The sequence below is a fragment of the Elstera cyanobacteriorum genome, assembly GCF_002251735.1.
GTDB classification, from domain to species: domain Bacteria; phylum Pseudomonadota; class Alphaproteobacteria; order Elsterales; family Elsteraceae; genus Elstera; species Elstera cyanobacteriorum.
On the sequence record NZ_NOXS01000027.1, the window covers coordinates 1 to 18,690 of the forward strand.

General features: G+C 59.9%; 19 protein-coding genes, 1 tRNA gene and 1 pseudogene. 14 read left to right on the forward strand and 7 right to left on the reverse strand.

The genetic code is table 11. The features are described 5' to 3' along the window. The 5 genes and pseudogenes from CHR90_RS03970 to CHR90_RS03985 all read right to left on the reverse strand — a co-directional run. A partial coding sequence (locus CHR90_RS03970) for an AAA family ATPase (RefSeq protein ID WP_094407692.1) occupies positions 1-1,369 on the reverse strand: 1,369 nt, incomplete at its 3' end. 301 nt (positions 1,370-1,670) lie between these two features. After that, entirely contained in the window at positions 1,671-3,950 is a 2,280-nt protein-coding gene (locus CHR90_RS03975) for an NACHT domain-containing protein (RefSeq protein ID WP_094407693.1), read from the reverse strand. A 120-nt stretch (positions 3,951-4,070) separates the two neighbouring features. Next, positions 4,071-4,347, reverse strand: a pseudogene (locus CHR90_RS19600) (hypothetical protein); the annotation flags it as partial. A 78-nt stretch (positions 4,348-4,425) separates the two neighbouring features. After that, positions 4,426-4,501 (reverse strand) — tRNA-Ala (locus CHR90_RS03980). A 186-nt stretch (positions 4,502-4,687) separates the two neighbouring features. Further along, the gene (locus CHR90_RS03985; RefSeq protein ID WP_094407694.1) at positions 4,688-5,389 is read right to left on the reverse strand and encodes a glutathione S-transferase N-terminal domain-containing protein; all 702 of its coding nucleotides are present in this window, start codon (positions 5,387-5,389) and stop codon (positions 4,688-4,690) included. A gap of 171 nt (positions 5,390-5,560) precedes the next feature. Here CHR90_RS03985 and CHR90_RS03990 point away from each other — a divergent pair, with 171 nt between their 5' ends. From CHR90_RS03990 to CHR90_RS04025, 8 genes are all read left to right on the forward strand, one after another. Beyond that, entirely contained in the window at positions 5,561-5,857 is a 297-nt protein-coding gene (locus CHR90_RS03990) for a YggT family protein (RefSeq protein ID WP_094407695.1), read from the forward strand. Beyond that, positions 5,854-6,180, forward strand: a complete 327-nt coding sequence (locus CHR90_RS03995) for a DUF167 domain-containing protein (protein ID WP_212668606.1) — start codon at positions 5,854-5,856, stop codon at positions 6,178-6,180. The genes CHR90_RS03990 and CHR90_RS03995 overlap by 4 nt, the downstream gene beginning before the upstream one ends. Then, complete coding sequence (folD, locus tag CHR90_RS04000; RefSeq protein WP_094407696.1) at positions 6,177-7,046, forward strand: bifunctional methylenetetrahydrofolate dehydrogenase/methenyltetrahydrofolate cyclohydrolase FolD; 870 nt, start codon at positions 6,177-6,179, stop codon at positions 7,044-7,046. The genes CHR90_RS03995 and folD overlap by 4 nt, the downstream gene beginning before the upstream one ends. A gap of 35 nt (positions 7,047-7,081) precedes the next feature. Continuing rightward, the gene (locus CHR90_RS04005; RefSeq protein ID WP_094407697.1) at positions 7,082-7,951 is read left to right on the forward strand and encodes a PfkB family carbohydrate kinase; all 870 of its coding nucleotides are present in this window, start codon (positions 7,082-7,084) and stop codon (positions 7,949-7,951) included. A gap of 1 nt (position 7,952) precedes the next feature. Then, positions 7,953-8,882 (forward strand): pseudouridine-5'-phosphate glycosidase, encoded by a 930-nt coding sequence (locus CHR90_RS04010; RefSeq protein ID WP_094407698.1) that lies wholly within the window; start codon positions 7,953-7,955, stop codon positions 8,880-8,882. A gap of 80 nt (positions 8,883-8,962) precedes the next feature. Further along, positions 8,963-9,364, forward strand: coding sequence for a hypothetical protein (locus CHR90_RS04015; protein WP_094407699.1), 402 nt, complete (start codon positions 8,963-8,965; stop codon positions 9,362-9,364). 87 nt (positions 9,365-9,451) lie between these two features. Further along, positions 9,452-10,180 (forward strand): Bax inhibitor-1/YccA family protein, encoded by a 729-nt coding sequence (locus CHR90_RS04020; protein WP_094407700.1) that lies wholly within the window; start codon positions 9,452-9,454, stop codon positions 10,178-10,180. Positions 10,181-10,256: 76 nt separating this feature from the next. Continuing rightward, positions 10,257-10,670, forward strand: a complete 414-nt coding sequence (locus CHR90_RS04025) for a hypothetical protein (RefSeq protein WP_094407701.1) — start codon at positions 10,257-10,259, stop codon at positions 10,668-10,670. Between the two features lie 4 nt (positions 10,671-10,674). Here CHR90_RS04025 and CHR90_RS04030 read toward each other — a convergent pair whose 3' ends face one another. Beyond that, on the reverse strand, positions 10,675-11,538 hold the full coding sequence (locus CHR90_RS04030; RefSeq protein ID WP_170941282.1) for a LysR family transcriptional regulator: 864 nt from the start codon (positions 11,536-11,538) through the stop codon (positions 10,675-10,677). A gap of 113 nt (positions 11,539-11,651) precedes the next feature. On the opposite strand from CHR90_RS04030, the gene CHR90_RS04035 reads away from it, so the two are divergent. Beyond that, positions 11,652-12,617 carry a carbon-nitrogen hydrolase family protein gene (locus CHR90_RS04035; RefSeq protein ID WP_094407703.1) on the forward strand — a complete coding sequence of 322 codons (966 nt, stop codon included), beginning with the start codon at positions 11,652-11,654 and terminating at the stop codon, positions 12,615-12,617. Here CHR90_RS04035 and CHR90_RS04040 read toward each other — a convergent pair. Further along, positions 12,601-13,158 carry a cysteine hydrolase family protein gene (locus CHR90_RS04040; protein ID WP_094407704.1) on the reverse strand — a complete coding sequence of 186 codons (558 nt, stop codon included), beginning with the start codon at positions 13,156-13,158 and terminating at the stop codon, positions 12,601-12,603. The two genes, CHR90_RS04035 and CHR90_RS04040, sit on opposite strands and share 17 nt — an antisense overlap. A gap of 99 nt (positions 13,159-13,257) precedes the next feature. Here CHR90_RS04040 and CHR90_RS04045 point away from each other — a divergent pair, with 99 nt between their 5' ends. The 5 genes from CHR90_RS04045 (at position 13,258) to CHR90_RS04065 (ending at position 18,624) form a co-directional block, all read left to right on the forward strand. Beyond that, positions 13,258-14,187, forward strand: a complete 930-nt coding sequence (locus CHR90_RS04045; RefSeq protein ID WP_094407705.1) for a GlxA family transcriptional regulator — start codon at positions 13,258-13,260, stop codon at positions 14,185-14,187. A gap of 120 nt (positions 14,188-14,307) precedes the next feature. Further along, on the forward strand, positions 14,308-15,705 hold the full coding sequence (locus CHR90_RS04050; protein WP_141210863.1) for a surface lipoprotein assembly modifier: 1,398 nt from the start codon (positions 14,308-14,310) through the stop codon (positions 15,703-15,705). Between the two features lie 27 nt (positions 15,706-15,732). Then, on the forward strand, positions 15,733-16,572 hold the full coding sequence (locus CHR90_RS04055) for a FecR family protein (RefSeq protein WP_094407707.1): 840 nt from the start codon (positions 15,733-15,735) through the stop codon (positions 16,570-16,572). Between the two features lie 44 nt (positions 16,573-16,616). Next, positions 16,617-17,648 (forward strand): glycosyltransferase, encoded by a 1,032-nt coding sequence (locus CHR90_RS04060; protein WP_094407708.1) that lies wholly within the window; start codon positions 16,617-16,619, stop codon positions 17,646-17,648. Then, positions 17,635-18,624, forward strand: coding sequence for a hypothetical protein (locus CHR90_RS04065; protein ID WP_094407709.1), 990 nt, complete (start codon positions 17,635-17,637; stop codon positions 18,622-18,624). The genes CHR90_RS04060 and CHR90_RS04065 overlap by 14 nt, the downstream gene beginning before the upstream one ends. Positions 18,625-18,690 lie beyond the last annotated feature (66 nt).

Genomic DNA, 18,690 nt, shown 5'->3' on the forward strand with positions numbered 1-18,690 from the left:
TTCTCTCGCTACGGCAAAACGCACGGTAATTCGAGGTGACCATCTGATAGAGTGCCGCCTTATCGATGGAGTTAATCGTCGCGATCAGTCGCCAATGTGGGCCTGGCGCAAACTCATGCTCTCGCGACATTGGCTTGCTCTCCGGCAGGATCACATATTGCGGGCTTGCCTGGTCCTCGATATTCAACCGGTAGGGCAGTGTGGTTTGTTGCCCGCTCAGGACCGTGAACAATGGGCCGATCACCTTGTCAATGTCGCACCGGTTCAGCTCATCGATGATGAGGGGCCGGTCGAAGCGACGCAAGAGGACACCGGGAATGAAAGCGACCCCACCATTCCCCACCGGCTGATATCCCCCAATGATATCCTGCGAGCTCCAATCAGAAGAGCCTGTAACCAAGGTCCATTTGCCACCGGTCAGGATGGTTGCAATCCAGCGGGCGAGCGTCGTCTTACCCGTTCCAGGAGGACCATAAAGCATGATATGCCGCTTTCCAGACTTCAGAGCAGCATTGATCTGGCGATAGACTGTTGGATCGATCCCAAGAAGATCGATGTTCTCCGGAATCTCCAAGAACGCGGGTGGGATGATCTCTTCCTCATCGTCATTGTCCGCTTCATCCGCTACCGCCACAACTGCCTTAGCCTTTACCGGCCCTGCTGCCGCCCAGGCATCTGCGACCATCTTCTTCAGCCGGGCTAGTTCTGTTTGTTGCGTCAGGTCATAGACTGGGATCAGTCCCGCAGCCTGCCCTACAGGCGCGACCCTGATGTCCGCTGCAAGTGCATTAATTACCTCTCCATAGGTAATCGTACGCTCTATTCCTTCTTCCATAACTTTTATCTTCATTGCTCGTGGTTTAAGGCCGAGCAGCCCGCAACCGATATAGCCTAAGGCTTCGCCCTTGAACCGCATCGCGCCCGTCGACGGATCGAAGTTCAACGGTTCAGCTGAGGATCCTTGTGGAGTCGCGCCATGAAAGATGAACAGCGCATGAACCTCAAAGCTGTTGTTCTGGACGAAATCCCCTGGCGCCTGCCTGATTAGCGGCACCAGCCGGAAGACAACACCTGCCTTGTCTTGTTGCGCCGTATTGATCGCGCCTAGATTGGTAGCAAAGCCCGCAGGGTTTTGAGCGCGTAAGCCCTGTGGCCCCTGAATGATCTGGTAGAGCCATCGAGGAGGCTTGTTTGCTGAGTAATTCGGTTCTCTCCAGTATCCCGCCTCAAGATCGAAATCATGACGTGCACCAAGGCCGTCTTTCGTCTTGAAACCGCATTGTGAAAACTGAAGCCCCTTATCTTTCAGGAAAATCTTTAACCAACTAAAGAAGTCATCCTCAAAATTGCTCAAGCTATCACTGATCATAGGAACCTACTAGTTCTAGAGTTTCATTACTGACCAGCGAATGACATTATCGCTGTCGGGTGCCTGCGTCCATCCACTTGAAGTAGCAAACAAAGTTTTCAGAGCGAAATTTGACAGCATGCCGAGTCGGCTTCAGACGTAACTCATATGTAAAGTGGGTTATCGAGACTATTAAAGATCTACACCCCGCTCACCAACCAGAGTCCGCTGATAGCTGCCGTAGATACAACGGTACGTATTGGAACACCGCTTCAAGCCCAGCCAATAAAACTTGGCACCATTAAAAATAATTGCAAATATTTCATGATATTGTCGCCGCCTCTTTTAGAGCCCTCGATGATGAGGCTCCCATAGATTGAATAATTTCAACCGCCTCCCCTCTTTTTCCTCGGGCAGTAGAATATATAATTCTCCCTTTCCTTGAATTTGCAACAATAAATTGATGTCTTAACAATATATCTATAATATCTGGAACAATCATTTTTGATCTTTGGTCAAGACCCCGATAGAGAGCACTCTCTAACCTTCCTGCTCCACCTTGTAAAAATAACTTTCTTAAAGTCACAATGAGAACCCTCATTCCTATTGGCAGATCAGCCCCCATAACTTGATTATTAACCCTGTAATCATCATCATCATATTCCCCAACGTCACAATTTTTAAATTGCTCTAATTCTAACTCGGTGTCAGATCTGCGCCCTTCAATCCTTCCTATAATACAATTTGAGAATGAAATGTTTTTATTTGTGCTTTCTGCCATGGGTAAGTTAATTTTATTTATGATACTATCAGTAAATAGAATTTTGTGATTGCCCAATTCATTATCGGATAAATCAATTTCCGAGACTGAAACCCCACTGAAAGTAAGCGATTCAGTCAGTGGGCACAGATGCTGTGCAGCAGAAAAAATATCAAAAGCTAATTGACCATAACCAAGAGAGAGTGCCCGTTGAAGAGATGAAATTATGACGCCACAATGGATTTTTTCCCTTACAAAAAGTGCTGCCAATGCCTCTATTCCAATACTACTCATTGGGCTGCTTAAATACTCGAAGCCATACTGCTTCGTATAATCCTCAAAAGGCATCTTGGTATAGCTCAGAGTTGCAAATGAACTGCATACATTCATAAAATCATTATCAATAAAAGATCTATTTACCACGTTATCTTGAGCAACACCAAGACCAGGTAAGCGCAAAAGAAGATTTCTCTCATCCTCCATTACACTATATCCCGTTACATGAGAAAAAATCTCTTCCATTTTTTGCGGAGAGAAGCTGATCTGATTATCAGGAGCATGCCTAGCCTGAATGCTAAGTGCCCCTAGGAAAATAATTAATGCATCCTTATCCACACCCTCAAGCTGCTCACTCTCTCGCACAGCAATCATCTCAATCAATGATAACCACGCCGCGCCCCTTGGGAAGTCACCAGAATAATTGATATCTTCTACCGAAGAGAGCAATCCTTTCTTTTCCAAATATGTCAGTAACAAAGGGCGCGTTGGAAACCACTCGGGGATTACTCCGTTATATTTTTTCCGCTTAAGAAATTCTGTTGTTTGCTCTTCATCAAACGAATGCACACGTAGTATTGAAAATTGTGGATCTGCAACGCCAAGCGCTTCTCGAAGTTCAGATAAAGAATCAAAATACCCATCACGTCCAGAAATTATAATCCCACTACCCTTAGGTGTTTCCTTAATAAGTTTACGAACCACCGAATGGGCGGTTTTTCTATACTCTCTTAGGCGACGAATATCTCCGGTCCAACCACGAGTGGATAACTCGTCGAATCCATCAATAAGGAGATCAACATATCCAGCATTCCATGCCGCGACTAAATTTTGAGGAGATGTCGCATTGGCACGTGCATGCCTCTCTAATAATTCCACTGGGTCTATCTGCCCCAAATGCTCTCGCAGATTTATCGCAATTGGCGTTCTAAAATGCCTTTTACCTCTAACTTCAGCAACAAGACGATGAAAAAGATGACGAAGAATCATACTTTTTCCAACACCATATTCGGCCACCAAAACAAATCTCTCGCCACCTAATATTTTTGCGCTAAGGTCCTTAAAATCTATCAAACTGCCCCCCTCAACCAGTGATATTGTTGGCTCAACAAAATCCGATAAAGGTATATCATAATTATTATCGATATGATCGTAGACACTGCCAAATCTCTTCTTCTCCCTATTGTTAATATACAGCAATGAGTCAAATAGATATGATCTTAATTCGTCAAAACTGATTATTTTTGTTGTTTTATGATACTTTTTTTCTTTAATAATATTTTTTTGATCGGGAGTAGGCTCATGGAGAGTGACCAAAATACCCTGAGCTAAATGTCCCAAGCTTCTATATTTATTAACTAATTCGTGTGTCTTCTTTCCATCTTCCTCAGCTTTTTCTTTTTTTCTGAGTATCGTTGCCTCTATTACCGTATACACTTGGCCATTCCAAAACACACCGTCCCGCTCTCTGCCATCGATCAACTCACTACCATACCCCATACCATGCGAGTATAAGTTGCGCGCAATGTTGCGAACCTGATCTTCAAATTCTGGTCCCGTCACCATCGTTCAACTCCCGATAGGCCTCCCAACCACAAAAACGTGTCAGGGGATAAAATCTTCATATACTTACCACTAAATTAACTTCGCCATCAATGGCATCTTACGAGAGTCCGTTCGAGAATGTCATGGGTGGGTGATTCTTTGGATGATGAGGTTTCCCATGGCCAGAAAGATCATGGCCTCGGACACATCCAATCGCAGTTCGCAATCGCGGACCAAACGGCAGCATCCGGTTAACCAGACTATGCTCCGTTCCACGACCCCGCGTCGTATTACAGCGGTCGTACGCCCCATCGGCGAAGAGATGCTCAATCCGCGGCCAGCGCTTGCGGATAGCCTTAAGGATCGGTATGGCTCCGGCGCTGTCGGAAATAACCGATCCAGATGCACCAACCAGTATTTTAGCCTACCCTGTAGCTAAACTGTAGCTACAAAACAAAAACAGCCTAGCCATTCCTGGCTAAGCTGTTGAAATCTTTGGTGGAGCCGATGAGAGTCGAACTCACGACCTCTGCAGTGCGATTGCAGCGCTCTCCCAACTGAGCTACGGCCCCATTGGCGGGCGGTATGCCCGTTTAGGCGGGGGCTGTCAAGCCCTCTATCGTGCGGGGATTTCGAGGCCGCGCTGCACGGCGGGGCGGGCGAGACCGCGTTCCAGCCACGCCGGAACGGCCGNCCCAACTGAGCTACGGCCCCATTGGCGGGCGGTATGCCCGTTTAGGCGGGGGCTGTCAAGCCCTCTATCGTGCGGGGATTTCGAGGCCGCGCTGCACGGCGGGGCGGGCGAGACCGCGTTCCAGCCACGCCGGAACGGCCGTCAGTTTCGCGTAATGCACCAGCTCGCCCGCGCCATAGAAACCGATGAGATTGCGCACCCAGCCGAGCAGGGCGATATCGGCGATGGTATAATCGTCGCCCATGATCCAATCGCGCCCGGTCAAGCGGGTTTCGAGGACGCCGAGCAGCCGTTCGCTTTCGGCGCGGTAGCGTTCCAGCGGGCGCTTGTCTTCATACTCGCGGCCCGCAAACTTATGGAAAAAGCCGAGCTGGCCGAACATCGGGCCGACGGCGGCCATTTGGAAGAACACCCATTGCAGGGTTTCATAGCGCGCCACCGGGTCGGTCGAAAGGAACTGGCCGGTCTTTTCGGCCAGATAGACCAGAATCGCGCCCGATTCGAACAGCGCCAGCGGTTTGCTGCCCGGCCCGTTGGGATCGAGGATCGCCGGAATTTTGCCGTTGGGATTGAGGGATAGAAACTCCGGCCCCCAGGTTTCGTTCTGGCCGATATTAACGCTATGCGCCTCGTAAGGCAGGCCGGTTTCTTCGAGCAGGATCGAGACCTTCACGCCGTTCGGCGTCGGCCAAGAATAAAGTTGCAGCCGGTCGGGGTGCTGGGCGGGCCAACGCTGGGTGATCGGGAAGGCGGACAAATCGGCCATCGGGCGTTCCTCCAAAAACTGAACAGCGTTAAGGTAGGCAGAGGCCGGTCAATCTGCAATGGGCTTGTCGATCACCCCCCTGCACCACCTTGAAGGGCGGGCGGCGCATCGCTAGCTTCAGGGCATCGGACGGCCCGCCGTTCCCCGGATGCGCACAGGAGATGCGACAGGATGCATGTTTCCCCTTTTGCTTGGCTGATCAGCACGGCGATCAATCTTCTGTTCTGGGTCATTCTGATCAATGCGGTTTTAAGTTGGCTGATTGCCTTCAATGTGGTGAACACGCGCAATCAACTGGTCGCCACAATCTGGGATCTGACCAACCGGCTGATCAACCCGCTGCTGCGGCCCATCCGCTCGGTGCTGCCGACGTTCAACGGTGTCGATCTGTCGCCGCTGGTGCTGCTGGTCCTGCTGCAATTCGTTGAACGGTTGATGTTTGCCTACGTCTATCCGCTGCTGCCGTGAGCGGCGCGCTGCCGCTGACCCCAACCCCGGACGGGCTGGTGCTGACCGTCCGGGTCACGCCGAAATCGGCGAAAGAAGCGCTGGAGGCGGTGCGGATCGAAAGCGATGGCCGCCCGGTTTTGACCGTGCGGCTGACCGCCCCGCCGGTGGAAGGGGCGGCCAATGCCGCCCTGGTGGCCTTCCTCGCCAAACATTGGCGCATACCCAAACGCTCAATCCGGCTCTTGTCTGGCGAAACAGCGCGGGTAAAACGTCTCGCCATTGAGGCCGACGCGGCGCTGGCCCGGCGGATCACCGAGGAAATAGGAGCGCTCGCCCCATGACCGACACGCTTGCCCGCCGGATCGACGGCAAAGCCTTTGCCGCCGGATTGCGCGCCCGCTTGGCCGCCGAAATTCCCAGCCTGGGGTTCCAGCCCGGTCTTGCGGTGGTGCTGGTCGGGGAAGACCCGGCCAGTCAGGTCTATGTGCGCAACAAGGCGCAACAGACGGTCGAAGTCGGCATGCGCTCTTTCGAGCATAAACTACCCGCCGAGACGACCGAGGCCGAGGTGCTGGCCCTGGTCGCCACGCTGAACGCCGATCCCGCCGTTGATGGTATTCTGGTGCAACTGCCGCTGCCCAAGCATATCGACGCCGATAAGGTGCTGCTGACCATCGACCCGGCGAAGGATGTCGATGGCTTCCACCCGGTCAATGCCGGGCGGCTGGCGACAGGGGCGAATGCCCTGGTGCCCTGCACGCCGCTTGGGTGCTTGATGCTGCTGCAAGACCTGCACGGCAGCCTCGCCGGGATGGAGGCGGTGATCGTTGGCCGCTCCAACATCGTCGGCAAGCCGATGGCGCAACTGCTGTTAAAGGCCGATTGCACCGTCACTATCGCCCATTCGCGCAGCCGCGACCTGCCTGCGCTCTGCCGCCGCGCCGATATTCTGGTTGCCGCCGTCGGCCGCCCGGAGATGATTCGCGGCGATTGGATCAAGCCGGGCGCCACTGTTATCGACGTTGGCATCAACCGCCTGCCGCCCGACGCCTCGGGCAAAAGCCGTCTGGTCGGTGATGTCGCTTTTGCCGAGGCGGAAACGGTAGCGGGGGCGATTACGCCGGTCCCCGGCGGCGTCGGGCCGATGACGATTGCCTGTTTGCTTCACAATACCGTCACGGCGGCAAAGGCCCGGCGCGGGGTATAATCCCCCGCTTTTAAGCCAAATAAAGGATAGGCGGGATGGCGGAGCTTTTGTGCATCGGCGGGTTGGTCTGGGATACGATTGCCACCGCCCGGCAAGCCATCGTCTCCGGCACCTCGAACCCGGTAACGGCCAGCCATTCCGCCGGGGGCGTGGCGCGCAATGTCGCCGTTCTGGCGGCGCGGGCGGGCCTGCTGACGGAACTCGTCAGCCTGATCGGCCAGGATGCGGAGGGGGAAGCGCTACTGCGCGATCTCGCGGCCGACCATATCCAGACCCGGCTGATCACCCCGCACCGTAGCCTGCCGACCGCCAATTATGCCGCGCTGTTGAACTCGGACGGCAGCCTGCACGTCGCCTGGGCCGATATGGACGTGCTGGAAGCGATGGACGAAGCCTTCTTCGCGCCGCTGATGGTGGCGCTATCGGCCACGCCCCTATGGTTCGTCGATGCTAATTTGACCTCAACAGCCTTGAATTATCTTGCGACCCGCCGCCCAACGGGAACGCTGCTGGCGGCGGATGCCGTCTCGGTGGTGAAAGCCTCCCGGCTGAAACTCGCCATCCCCGCGCTTGATCTGCTGTTCTGTAACGGCGATGAAGCGCGGCTGCTCGCCGACCGCCCGACGACGACCGATCCGTTGCTGCTAGCCTGTGCCCTGCGCAACCGGGGCTGCCGGGCGGTGATCGTGACCGATGGTGCGCGGGGCGTTGCGCTGGCCGATGCGGATCACGAGCTTCAGATCCCGGCCCATCCCCTGCCCGGCCCCATCGTCGATGAAACCGGCGCGGGAGATTCGCTGGTGGCGGGCACGCTCGCCGGGCTGGTCCGGGGGTTGCCGCTGCCCGATGCCGTCGCCAATGGTCTGCGCCTCGCCGCCGAAACTTTGACCCATGTGGGAGTATAAGATGTCGTTACCCGCTGCTGTGCGCCTATTGCCCGAGGTTGCCGATGCCCTGGCCGATGGGCGGCCCGTCGTCGCCCTCGAAAGCACGATCATCGCGCACGGCATGCCCTATCCGCAGAATGTGGAAACGGCCCGCCGGGTTGAAGGCATCATCCGCGACGGCGGCGCCGTTCCGGCAACCATCGCCGTCATCGACGGCGCCCTTCAGGTGGGGCTCGATGCGCCCCTGCTGGAGCGGATCGGCACGGCACCGGACGTGCTGAAACTCTCGCGCCGCGACCTGCCGATTGCGCTCGCCACCCGCAAGCTGGGGGCGACGACCGTGGCGACCACGATGATCGGCGCGGCGTTGGCCGGGATTAAGATTTTCGTGACCGGCGGTATCGGCGGCGTCCATCGCGGGGCCGAGGATAGTTTCGATATTTCCGCCGATCTGACGGAACTCGGGCGCACCAACGTCGGCGTCGTCTGCGCCGGGGCCAAGTCGATCCTCGATCTGCCGAAAACGCTGGAAACCCTGGAAACCCTGGGCGTGCCGGTGATCGGCTATCAGACCGACCGGTTCCCGCCCTTCTACGCCCGGACCTCCGACCTGCCGGTCGATCATCGTGCCGAAACGGCACAGGAGATTGCGGCGATCTTGACGGCGAAATGGTCCCTGGGTCTCGACGGCGGCGCCGTCATCGCCAATCCGGCGCCGGAAGCGACGGCCCTGCCCCCCGCCGAGGTGGAGGCCTATATCGCCCAAGCCGTTGCCGAGGCGCGCGCCCAAGGCATCAAAGGCAAGGCCGAAACGCCCTTCTTGCTGAAGCGGATTGCCGAACTGTCCGGCGGGCGCTCGCTGGCGGCAAATATCGCTCTGGTTGAAAATAACGCGCGCCTGGGGGCCGCCGTCGCGGTCGCCTTGGCGGGACGCCGCGCTTTCGGGTAAGATAGCGGCGATATCTGCTGTCGTCGCAGCAGGCCGCCCCATCCCCCCGCATCAGCGGAGAGAAAGTTACCGTCGCCCGCATGTCCCCGCCCCCGACTGCCACGTCTGTTTCGACCCTAAGCGGCAATACGATCGCTATCGACCCGCAACTCGCCCTGTTCCTGCAACAGATGGCGAGCAAGGAGTTTGTGGCGGAAGATTTGGTTGCCTTGGCGCGAACGGTCTACGTGCATGTGCTGCTGCGGGCGCGCCAGTCGGCGGGCGGGCACCGGATGAGCCGGGAGTTGATCCTGGCCCTGACGGGGCGGGTGCTGACCCAGATGGTCGGTTTCTATCTGGATGCCGCCGATGTGTCGGATCTTCTCGACGAAGCTGACGGCACGGCCAGCGGGGGCGGGGAAGAAGAAGCCCCGTCCAACGACGATCCAATGGAGGCCCGGCGCAAGCGTTTGGCGGCGGCGAAGCAAAAATCTGGCGGCTGACGCTAGAAGACCATTGAATTTTCATAATTGCTTGCCAAAGTGGTGCTTGTCCCTGGCAGCTTTGCCAGGAATTTGACGGAGGGAACCATGTCTCAAGGTTGGCAAGCGCCGGGCTGGCAGTCGCCTTATGGCGCGCGGACGGTCGACCAGGCGGCGTATGACGCCGGCCTGCGCGCTTATATGCTGCGCATTTTCTCGTATATGGCGGGGGGTCTCGGTGTAACGGGCCTCGTGGCGCTGGCGGTTGCCAGCAGCCCGGCGCTGACCGCCGCAATCTTCGGCACCCCGCTGAAGTGGGTGGCCATGCTCGCCCCCATCGCGATGGTCTTCCTGTTCGCCGGGATGATCCACCGCATGTCGGCGGCGACGGCGCAACTGGTCTTCTGGGTCTATGCCGCGCTGATGGGCGTGTCGATGGCCAGCATCTTCCTGGTCTTCACCGGCCAGTCGATTGCCAAGGTCTTCTTCATCTCCGCCTCGGTCTTCCTGGCGGCGGCGCTTTACGGCTATACGACGAAAAAAGACCTCACCTCGATGGGCAGCTTCCTGTTCATGGGCGTGGTCGGCATCATGATCGCCGGTCTGGTGAATATCTTCCTCGCGTCCAGTGTGATGAGCATGATCATCTCGATGGTTGCCGTGGTGCTGTTCACCGGTCTGACCGCCTTCGACGCCCAGCGCCTGAAGGAAGAGTATGCCGAAGGCTATGGCCACGAGAGCGTGACGAAGATGGCGTTACTGGGGGCTTTGTCGCTCTACCTCAACTTCATCAACATCTTCACCTCGCTGCTCAATCTGATGGGCGACCGCGAGTAAGACGCGAAGGTTTCTTGACCTAACCGCAGCCCGGCGCGAGATTTCTCGCGCCGGGTTTTGTTTTTGGGGACAGGCGATGGGGGCAAGGGGCATTCTGATCGGGTTATTGGGGGCAGGGGTGGCGTTTAGCGCCCTCGCCCAAAACCCTGCGCAGAAGCCCACGCCCCCAAGCAAGGCCCCGCGCACCGCCGCTGACCAAAAGCCGCAGCCCTATCCGCTGAATAATTTTTACAAACCGCCCCCCACCCCTACCGAAGTGGGGCGGACGGTACGACCAACCGCCTACCGCTATGCCCCCTGCCTCGACGCCAAAGTGGCGCCGCTGGTCGGCCTGTCGCGGGAAGACGCGCTGAAAAAAGTGCGCGGTATGAACCTAATGCAGTTCCGCGTGCTCGCCCTCGAAAGCCCGGTCACTTACGAGCGGGTGCCGGAGCGGCTCACCCTGATCGTCACCGCCGCCGGAAAGGTTCAGCGCGCCTTCTGCCGCTAACCCCCTATTCCGCCGCCTGCTGGGCTGGCGCCGCCCGCGTGATAATTTCCCTAAGTGCCAATGCCACCGGGCCGAGTTCGGCGGGGTCATGGCAGAGCAGATGCAACCGGCGCCGCAGCGGCGGCATGATCCCCCGGCAGACGATCCCCGCCCGGTCGGACGCCACCGCCAGTTCCGGCATGATCGTCAGCCCCAGCCCGGCCCGCACCATGCTGAGCAGGGTCGCGTTATCGCGGACCATTGCCACAATCTCGGGCTGGCTGTTAGCCGCGACCAGCAGTTCTTGAATCAGGGTCTCGCAGCCCCCGCCGGAGAGGAGCATCCGCTGCCCTGTGAGACTGGCAAGGTCCAACCGCCCCGCCGCGACCAAAGGATGATCGGGCGGCAAGACCACTAAATACTCATCCTCGAAAATCGGTTCGGCGGTCAGATCGGGGTGCAGGCGGCTGGTAATGCCAAGATCGACCACGCCCGCCAGCAGCCAGCCCGTCACTTCCGGGTCGGTCCCCTCATACAGCGTCACGGTCACGCGCGGATGCGCCGCCCGCAACTCGCGTACCCAGCCTGGCAAAAGCTGAATCGCGGCACTCTGCACCACGCCTAAGCGCACGCTGCCCGTCAGCACCCGAACGCCTTGGCCGCATTGGGCCAACCGTTCGACGGCAGCGAGCATCAAACGGGCTTCGGCAAGCGCCGCTTCCCCCGCCGCCGTCAGCGTCACCCGCTCCCGCCCGCGCACCAGCAGACGGGCGCCGATCTGCTTCTCCAGCGCCGCCACCGCCTGACTAACCGCCGATTGCGACAGGCAGAGCGCCTCGGCCGCCGCCGTGAAGCCGCCAAGGTCGGCCACTGCTTGAAAGCAGCGCACTTGCGTCAGCCTGATATTAGGAAACATGATAGCCGACCATTATATTGATTAATTGGATCAATGATCGGTCTTTGCCTAGGCTCTCGCAAGTCCCTTTTTCTCAGGAGCCGCCGATGACCGCCCGCCCCGCCGATACGCTAACCGTTGGCCTTGCCCAGATCGCCCCGGTCTGGCTGAACCGCGACGCAACCACCGCCAAAATTGTCACCTGGATCGCCAAAGCGGCGGCGGCAGGCTGCGGGTTCGTGGTCTTCGGCGAAGCCCTGCTGCCCGGCTATCCCTTTTGGATCGAGCATACCGACGGCGCCGTTTTCGAATCCGATTTGCAGAAGGAATGCCACGCCCTCTACCTCGATCAAGCCGTCTGCATCGAGGCCGGGCACCTGCAACCGATCTGCGAGGCCGCCGCCCGCCACAAGATCGCGGTCATGGTCGGCACCATCGAACGGCCGCTCGATCGCGGCGGCCATAGCCTCTATTGCTCGCGGGTTCATATCGGGGCGGACGGCGCCATTGCCTCGGTCCATCGCAAACTGCAACCGACCTACGAGGAGCGGTTAAGCTGGTCGCCCGGCGATGGGCACGGGCTGCAAACCCATGCGGTCGGCCCCTTCACGGTCGGCGGGCTGAACTGCTGGGAAAATTGGATGCCGCTGTCGCGCGCCGCGCTCTATGCCTTGGGCGAGGATCTGCATGTCGCACTTTGGCCCGGCAATCAGCGCAATACCGATGTCACCAGCCCGTTTTTGGCGCGCGAAGGCCGATCTTATGTTCTGGCCGTTTCCGGCCTAATGCGGCGGGACGATGTGCCGAGCGATAGCCCCGTCGCCGCCATGCTGGCCCGCTGCCCGGACGTGATGGCGAACGGCGGCTCCTGCATCGCGGCGCCGGATGGTGGCTGGGTTATTCCCCCCGTCACGGATCGGGAAGAGCTGTTGGTCGCAACCCTCGACCATCGCCTCGTGCGGCGGGAGCGGCAGAACCTCGATCTTGCTGGGCATTACAGCCGCCCGGACGTGACCCGCCTGATCGTGAACCGCCGCCGTCAATCCCTCGCCGAGTTTACGGACGGGGCATAGCCAAAACCTCCGCCGCCGACACGACGCGCCCGAAGCCGAAGGCCAGCGCCGCCATATAGGCGGCCTGGACCTGCGCCGCTGGGATTGTTGTGCCGTTAAACGTCAGATCAAGCGTGGCGCAGGCGTCGTGAACGACCGTCACCCCGAAGCCAAGGTCGGCGGCGGCACGGGCGGTCGAATCGATGCAGTTCTGCGTCATCGACCCCAGAATAGTCAGCTCGCTAATCCCCTGCGCTGCCAGCAGCGCCTGCAAGCCGGTCTCGCGGAACGAATTGGCGAAATGCTTGACGATCACCGTCTCCTCCCCCACTGGCGCGACGCTGGGGTGAATGGCCGCGCCCGCGCTGCCGGGAACGAAGAACGGCGCGTTCGGGCGCAGAATTTCGTGCCGGATATGGATCACCGGCGCCCCATCGGCGCGAAAGGCGGCCAAAACTGCGGCAGCCCTCTCGGCGGCATCGGTCTGGCCGACCAGGGGCCAATTGCCGCCCGGGAAGTAATCATTCTGAATATCGACAATCAGTAACGCTTGGGTGCCCATCTGGCTCTCCTGTCCTTGGGGGTGAGGCTTGCCAGTCTATCGGCGGTCTGCCACGCTCGGAATTGGCGAAACCGACAGAATTCGGGCAAAATCCGACACATGACCGATCACATTACCGTGGGGCTGCTGGCCTATCCCGGCGCGCAGCAGGCTGCCTTGCTGGGGCTCAGCGATCTCTTTGCCCTCGCCAACCGCCGGGCGGATGCCCACGGCGCTACCGACCTGCCGCGCTTTGCTGTGAACGCCTGGGCCCCCGATAGCCCGCGCCCGGCCTATCTACTTGTGCCCCCCGCTTTAGGCGAGCCGCCGAGTGCTCAAGTCGCCGCCCCCTTGGTCGAACCGCTGCGCGCCCTGCACCGGGAGGGAACCGTGCTGGTCTCCGTCTGCGCCGGGGCGTTTTTGCTGGCGGAAACCGGGGTGCTGAACGGGCGGCGGGCGACGACCCATTGGGTCTATGATGCGCCCTTCGCCGCGCGCTTTCCCGCCGTGCGCCTCGATACCGGGAGGCTGCTGATCGACGACGGCGATGTGATCACGGCGGGCGGGCTGATGGCCTGGACTGACCTTGGCTTAACCCTGGTCGAACGCCACCTCGGCCCCGCGCTGATGCGGGAGGTGGCGCGCTACCTGCTGGTCGATCCACCAGGGCGGGAGCAGCGCACCTACGCCGCTTTTCTACCGCGCTTCGATCATGGCGACGCGGCGATTGTCAAAGCCCAGCATCAACTCCATCGCGATCCCGCCACACCCGGCCCAGCGCTGGCGACCGAAGCGGGGCTGGAAGACCGAACCTTCCTGCGCCGCTTCCGCCACGCAACCGGCCTAACCCCGACCGCCTACCGCCATGCGCTGCGGCTGGGCCAAGCCCAATTGTTGCTGGAGACGACCCGCCAGACGGTCGATCAGATTGCCTGGGCGATCGGGTATGACGATCCGGGGGCCTTCCGCCGGTTATTTCAAGCCCAATTGGGGCTTAGCCCGCGCGCCTACCGGCAAAAATTCGCGCGCCCCGCCGAAGGCAAAATGTAGAAAAACTAACTTGTCTAACCGCTTGCGGCAAAGCGCGAATGCCTCGTATAATGATAAAATATTTTTGACCTCCCGATTCCCTTCCGGGCGCGTCGCCCTACTGCCGAACAGGAACTGACCGTGCCCCGTCCTTCCTTTGACCCGCGCCGTTCGTCCTCTGCATCCGCAGCCCTCGCGGTTGGCGTTTTGGCGGGGCTCTGTGCCCTGCCCGCTTTGGCGCAAGCCCCCGATAATTCTGCTTTACAGCGGCAGATCGACGATGCGTTCCGGCAGGTTCTCAGCACGCCGGGGGATCTGCAGATCGGTCTTGCCTATGCGCGGCTGCAGGTCCAGGCGGGGAATTACGAGGGCGCTATCGCGGCGATGGAGCGTATGCTGCTTGTGCCGGACGCGCCCGCCTCGGTCCGATTGGAGCTGGGCATTCTTTATTTCCGGCTTGCCTCCTACGCGATGGCGGAAGCCTATCTGCGCCAAGCGGCGGCCGATCCGCGATTGCCGCCGGAGCAAAAAGATCTGGCCAATCGCATGTTGAAGGAAACCATCCGTCAGAATCAGCCAAACCGGCTGACGGGCTATGTCATGGCCGGGGTACGCGGGCAGACCAACCCAACCACCCGGACGGAAGAAGATTTTCTGAAGTCGGGCGGCGCCTTGGTGCCGCGCACGGCATCGCAAAAGCCGAAGAGCGATACGGATTTTCAGGTCATCGGGCGGCTCGAACATACCTGGGATCTGGAAACCCAGAATTCGGCGGAAATCGTTAGCACGCTGTTTGGCGTCGCCTCCCATTACTCGTCGGTATCCAGCTACACGCTGACGGCCAATCCGACCAAACCGCGCGATCTTCTGCTGGTTGAAGGCACGACCGGGCTGCGCTTTAAGCCCGCCCCCGCCGAAGCGTCGGGCTGGACGGTGCGCCCGCATCTGATCCTGGGGAATATTCTGCTCGACGGGCATCAATATGCCTATAGCGTCGGCGCGGGCCTTGAAACCAGCTATCAGGTGAGCGAGCGCTTGTTGCTGAATGCGGCCTATGAAGGCCGCAATTACACTTACGCCAGTCGGATCGACGTGAGCGAAGCCAAGGCCCAGGGCGGGTTCGAACATACGCTGCGGATGCGTGCCAGCTACGAACTTTTCCCCCGCAATATTTTGGTGGGCGAGCTGATTGGCCGCGACCATAATGCCGACCGGGATTATTTCGCCTACGTAAGTGGCGAGGCGCGCCTGTCCTATGTGGCGAGCTATGACAATCCCTTTGGCTGGGATAACCAATTGTGGACCAGCGTTCTATCGAGCGGGATTACGGAACGCCGCTATGATGGCGCTGACGCGAAGATCGACGCCGGTCGCCGCCGGAACGATACGGAATGGCGGACCAGTCTCAACACGACTATTCCGTTGAATGAGTCATGGTCGGTTTTGTTACAGGGGGAGTATACGAAAGCCTCCTCCAATCTACCGAATTATAACTATAGTAACACAAGCGGATTAGCGTCAATTATGTGGCGCTTTTGACGGATCGGGACAGGGGAGTTTAAGGTTATGACACCAGCAGATGCCAAGGATTGGTGGCTTGCCGCTGCGGCGCTGACCAGCACCCTGACTGCCGTTCCTAGCGCGCAGGCCGATACGACGCCGCCGACGGAAAAGGCCGGGGTGGTGAGCGGTTTGAAGCCCGACGTGCGCACCGCCAAGGGCGACCGGGTGCTCTATGTCGGCAGCGATATGTATCGCGGCGAAAAACTGGTCACGGGGCCGGAAGGGTCTTTGCACATTCTGTTCATGGACCAATCCTCCATCACCCTCGGCCCGAATTCGGAACTGACGATCGACGAGTTCGTCTACGATCCCAATGCGAAAAAGGGCAAAATCGGCGTCTCGCTTGCGGCCGGGCTGGCCCGTGTGGTCGGCGGCCATATCAGCAAAACCAATGAAACGACGGTTAAAACCGCCAGTGGTACGATTGGTATTCGCGGCGGGATTACGGTGGTCGAGACGCAAGGAAACCAGACGCAGTCCACTTTTCTGTTTGGTCAGCAGATGACCGCGACGAGCAACAACGGCACGACGACAACCGTGACCCGCCCAGGGTTTGGCATGTCCCTATCGGGCGGGAACCCACCATCGGCGCCGAACCGGTCAAACATCCAAACGCTGTCACGTACCATTTTGGGCGGAGACACGGGCTCATCAGGGTCCAACCCCAGCCCAGCCCCCGCGGGCAACCTCATCAGCACGGGCAACGGCGGTACGAGCCCCGGCGGACTATCGAATAACCGGCTTGTTGGCACCACTCAGAATCTCGGCATTGCTACGACAAGCGGCAGTAGCGAAGATAGCGTGAGGAACCTTTTGGTCACGCAAAATAACAACAACTCCTAACCGCCCCTCGTGCCGCACTGTTAGGATGGGTAGCGCTTAGGACCATGCGTATTCTCTTTGTTTCTACCTATCCTCATCTGCCCGATATTATTGGCGGCCTGCAAACTACCACCCATGACCTGTGCCGCGCGCTGGCGCTGATGGGGGCGGAGGCGGCGGTTCTGTGCGGGTTGAACGAACACCGCACGGCAGGTGCCGACCTGATCCCGCAGCGCGACGAGACGCTGGGCTATAGCGTTTTCCGCGTTGCCGATCCGGGCGAAGCCTTAGCAATGGTTGCCGCCCATTTCGATCCGACCGCCATTGTCGTGCAAAGCGGCACCGCGCTTGTGCCGATGGTCGTTCGCGCGCTGGAAACGGGCCGCCCGACCGCTGTTTACCTGCATAATGTGGAAACCCATCAGGTCGGCGGCATTTTGCAGCCCGATCCGGCGCTGCTCTATCTCGCCAATTCTGCCTTTACCGCCGCGCGCTGGAAAGCCCTTTATGGGATTGATTGCGCCGTCATTCCGCCTTTGGTCGAGGCCGATGACTATCGGGTGACCGAGACCGGCAATCAGGTGTTGTTCGTTAACCCGACCCCGATCAAGGGCGTCGAGATTCTGTTTGGCCTTGCCGCCGCCTGCCCGCAGTTCCGGTTTTTGGTCGCCGAAAGCTGGACGCTCGACCCGCGCTGGCGCACCCTCTGCCGTCGCCGCGCCGAGGCTTTGGGAAATATCGACTGGGTACCGCCCACGCGCGACATGCGCGCCCTATATCGCCGCGCCCGCTGCCTGCTGATGCCCAGCCTATGGGAGGAAGCTTTCGGCCGCACGGTGATCGAAGCACAAGTAAACGGCATTCCGGTTCTGGCCAGCAATCGCGGCGCCCTGCCCGATACGGTGGGCGCCGGGGGGCTGTTGGTCGATCCCCACGCGCCCATCGCCGTTTGGGCCGAGGCGCTGACCCGCATCATGGGCGACGATCATGCCGCCTTGTCCCAGGCCGCCGCCGAAAAAGCCTTTCTGGAAACCGCCGCAAATTCGGTAACGGTCGGCGATCTTCTGTCGCTGCTGGCGCGTCATGCCTTCCGATAGCCCGCCGCTGCGCCTACTGATTGCAACGCCGACCCGGCTGGGGACGCGGTTTACCGCCGCTCTCGCCGCGCTGTGCCCCAGCTTGGCCGAGCAGGGGATAACCGTCACCGTTCTAGAGGGCGGCACCGGCCCGATGCGGGCGGAGCGTACCGCCGCCCCCGGCTATACCCGCTATCGCAGCACCCAGCCCGCCGCCGATTGCGCCCTGCTGGCGGCGCTGGAAGCCCCGCACGCCGCGATCCTCTTGGGGGCGGACAGCCTATCGCTCGCCGCGCCCCTGCTGGCGGCGCATATCCCGGTTCTGTTACGGCAAGACGGCGATCAGCCGCCCGCGCTCGGTCCGCTGGCCGCCAATCGGCTGCTCGGCCTCGCAACAGGAACCGACTGGGAAGCGGAACGGCTGGCCGCCTCAACGCAAACCGCCGTCGCGGTTCTGCCGCTCGCGCTGCCGCCCCGGCTGCCCGTCGCCAAGGGCGGGCCTGCCGTGCTGATCCTTAGCGACCAAACCGCGACGGGCCTATACCTCGCGCTCGCCCTGGCCGCCGCACGCCCGGACATCCCCTTTCTGCTGCCCGAAACGGTCCCGGTTGTCGCGGCGACACTGCCCGACAATATTCGACTAGTGCGGGACGGCGAGACGCCGCCGCCGATCCGCTTAGCGCTTTTACCCCAGGGCAACGGCTGCCCGCCGTGGGCCGATCTCGCCGCCACTCTGTCGGCGGGGGTTCCAATTCTGGGGGGCGATGCCCCCTTGCTCGCTGCCGCTATCGGCCCGGCGGGCGTTAACCTTCCGCTGACCGCCGGGCTTCCCGCTTGGCTGGCCGCGCTCGATGGTCTGATGGGCCGGGCGCGCCCCACGGTTTCGGTCTGCCGCAGCCAGGGCGCCCGCCTGCTCCCCGACGCGGCGCCGCTCTGGGGCAAGGCGCTGCACGACGCCGTTCGCCGCAGCCGCGCGCTGATCGCCGGGACGCTCTAACCCGCCCCACAGGATTGACAGGGAAAGGCCGCCTATGGTTACTCTTGCGACAAGGGGTGTCGCGAG

Excerpts from the sequence above, each read along its gene's own strand:
- CHR90_RS03985 (WP_094407694.1), bottom strand. The coding sequence starts at position 5,389 with ATGGCCGATTTGTCCGCCTTCCCGATCACCCAGCGTTGGCCCGCCCAG.
- CHR90_RS04005 (WP_094407697.1), top strand. The coding sequence starts at position 7,082 with ATGGCGGAGCTTTTGTGCATCGGCGGGTTGGTCTGGGATACGATTGCC.
- CHR90_RS04010 (WP_094407698.1), top strand. The coding sequence starts at position 7,953 with ATGTCGTTACCCGCTGCTGTGCGCCTATTGCCCGAGGTTGCCGATGCC.
- CHR90_RS04015 (WP_094407699.1), top strand. The coding sequence starts at position 8,963 with ATGTCCCCGCCCCCGACTGCCACGTCTGTTTCGACCCTAAGCGGCAAT.
- CHR90_RS03990 (WP_094407695.1), top strand. The coding sequence starts at position 5,561 with ATGCATGTTTCCCCTTTTGCTTGGCTGATCAGCACGGCGATCAATCTT.
- CHR90_RS04040 (WP_094407704.1), bottom strand. The coding sequence starts at position 13,158 with ATGGGCACCCAAGCGTTACTGATTGTCGATATTCAGAATGATTACTTC.
- CHR90_RS04055 (WP_094407707.1), top strand. The coding sequence starts at position 15,733 with ATGACACCAGCAGATGCCAAGGATTGGTGGCTTGCCGCTGCGGCGCTG.
- folD (WP_094407696.1), top strand. The coding sequence starts at position 6,177 with ATGACCGACACGCTTGCCCGCCGGATCGACGGCAAAGCCTTTGCCGCC.
- CHR90_RS04060 (WP_094407708.1), top strand. The coding sequence starts at position 16,617 with ATGCGTATTCTCTTTGTTTCTACCTATCCTCATCTGCCCGATATTATT.
- CHR90_RS04045 (WP_094407705.1), top strand. The coding sequence starts at position 13,258 with ATGACCGATCACATTACCGTGGGGCTGCTGGCCTATCCCGGCGCGCAG.
- CHR90_RS04020 (WP_094407700.1), top strand. The coding sequence starts at position 9,452 with ATGTCTCAAGGTTGGCAAGCGCCGGGCTGGCAGTCGCCTTATGGCGCG.
- CHR90_RS04065 (WP_094407709.1), top strand. The coding sequence starts at position 17,635 with ATGCCTTCCGATAGCCCGCCGCTGCGCCTACTGATTGCAACGCCGACC.
- CHR90_RS03975 (WP_094407693.1), bottom strand. The coding sequence starts at position 3,950 with ATGGTGACGGGACCAGAATTTGAAGATCAGGTTCGCAACATTGCGCGC.
- CHR90_RS04025 (WP_094407701.1), top strand. The coding sequence starts at position 10,257 with ATGGGGGCAAGGGGCATTCTGATCGGGTTATTGGGGGCAGGGGTGGCG.
- CHR90_RS04035 (WP_094407703.1), top strand. The coding sequence starts at position 11,652 with ATGACCGCCCGCCCCGCCGATACGCTAACCGTTGGCCTTGCCCAGATC.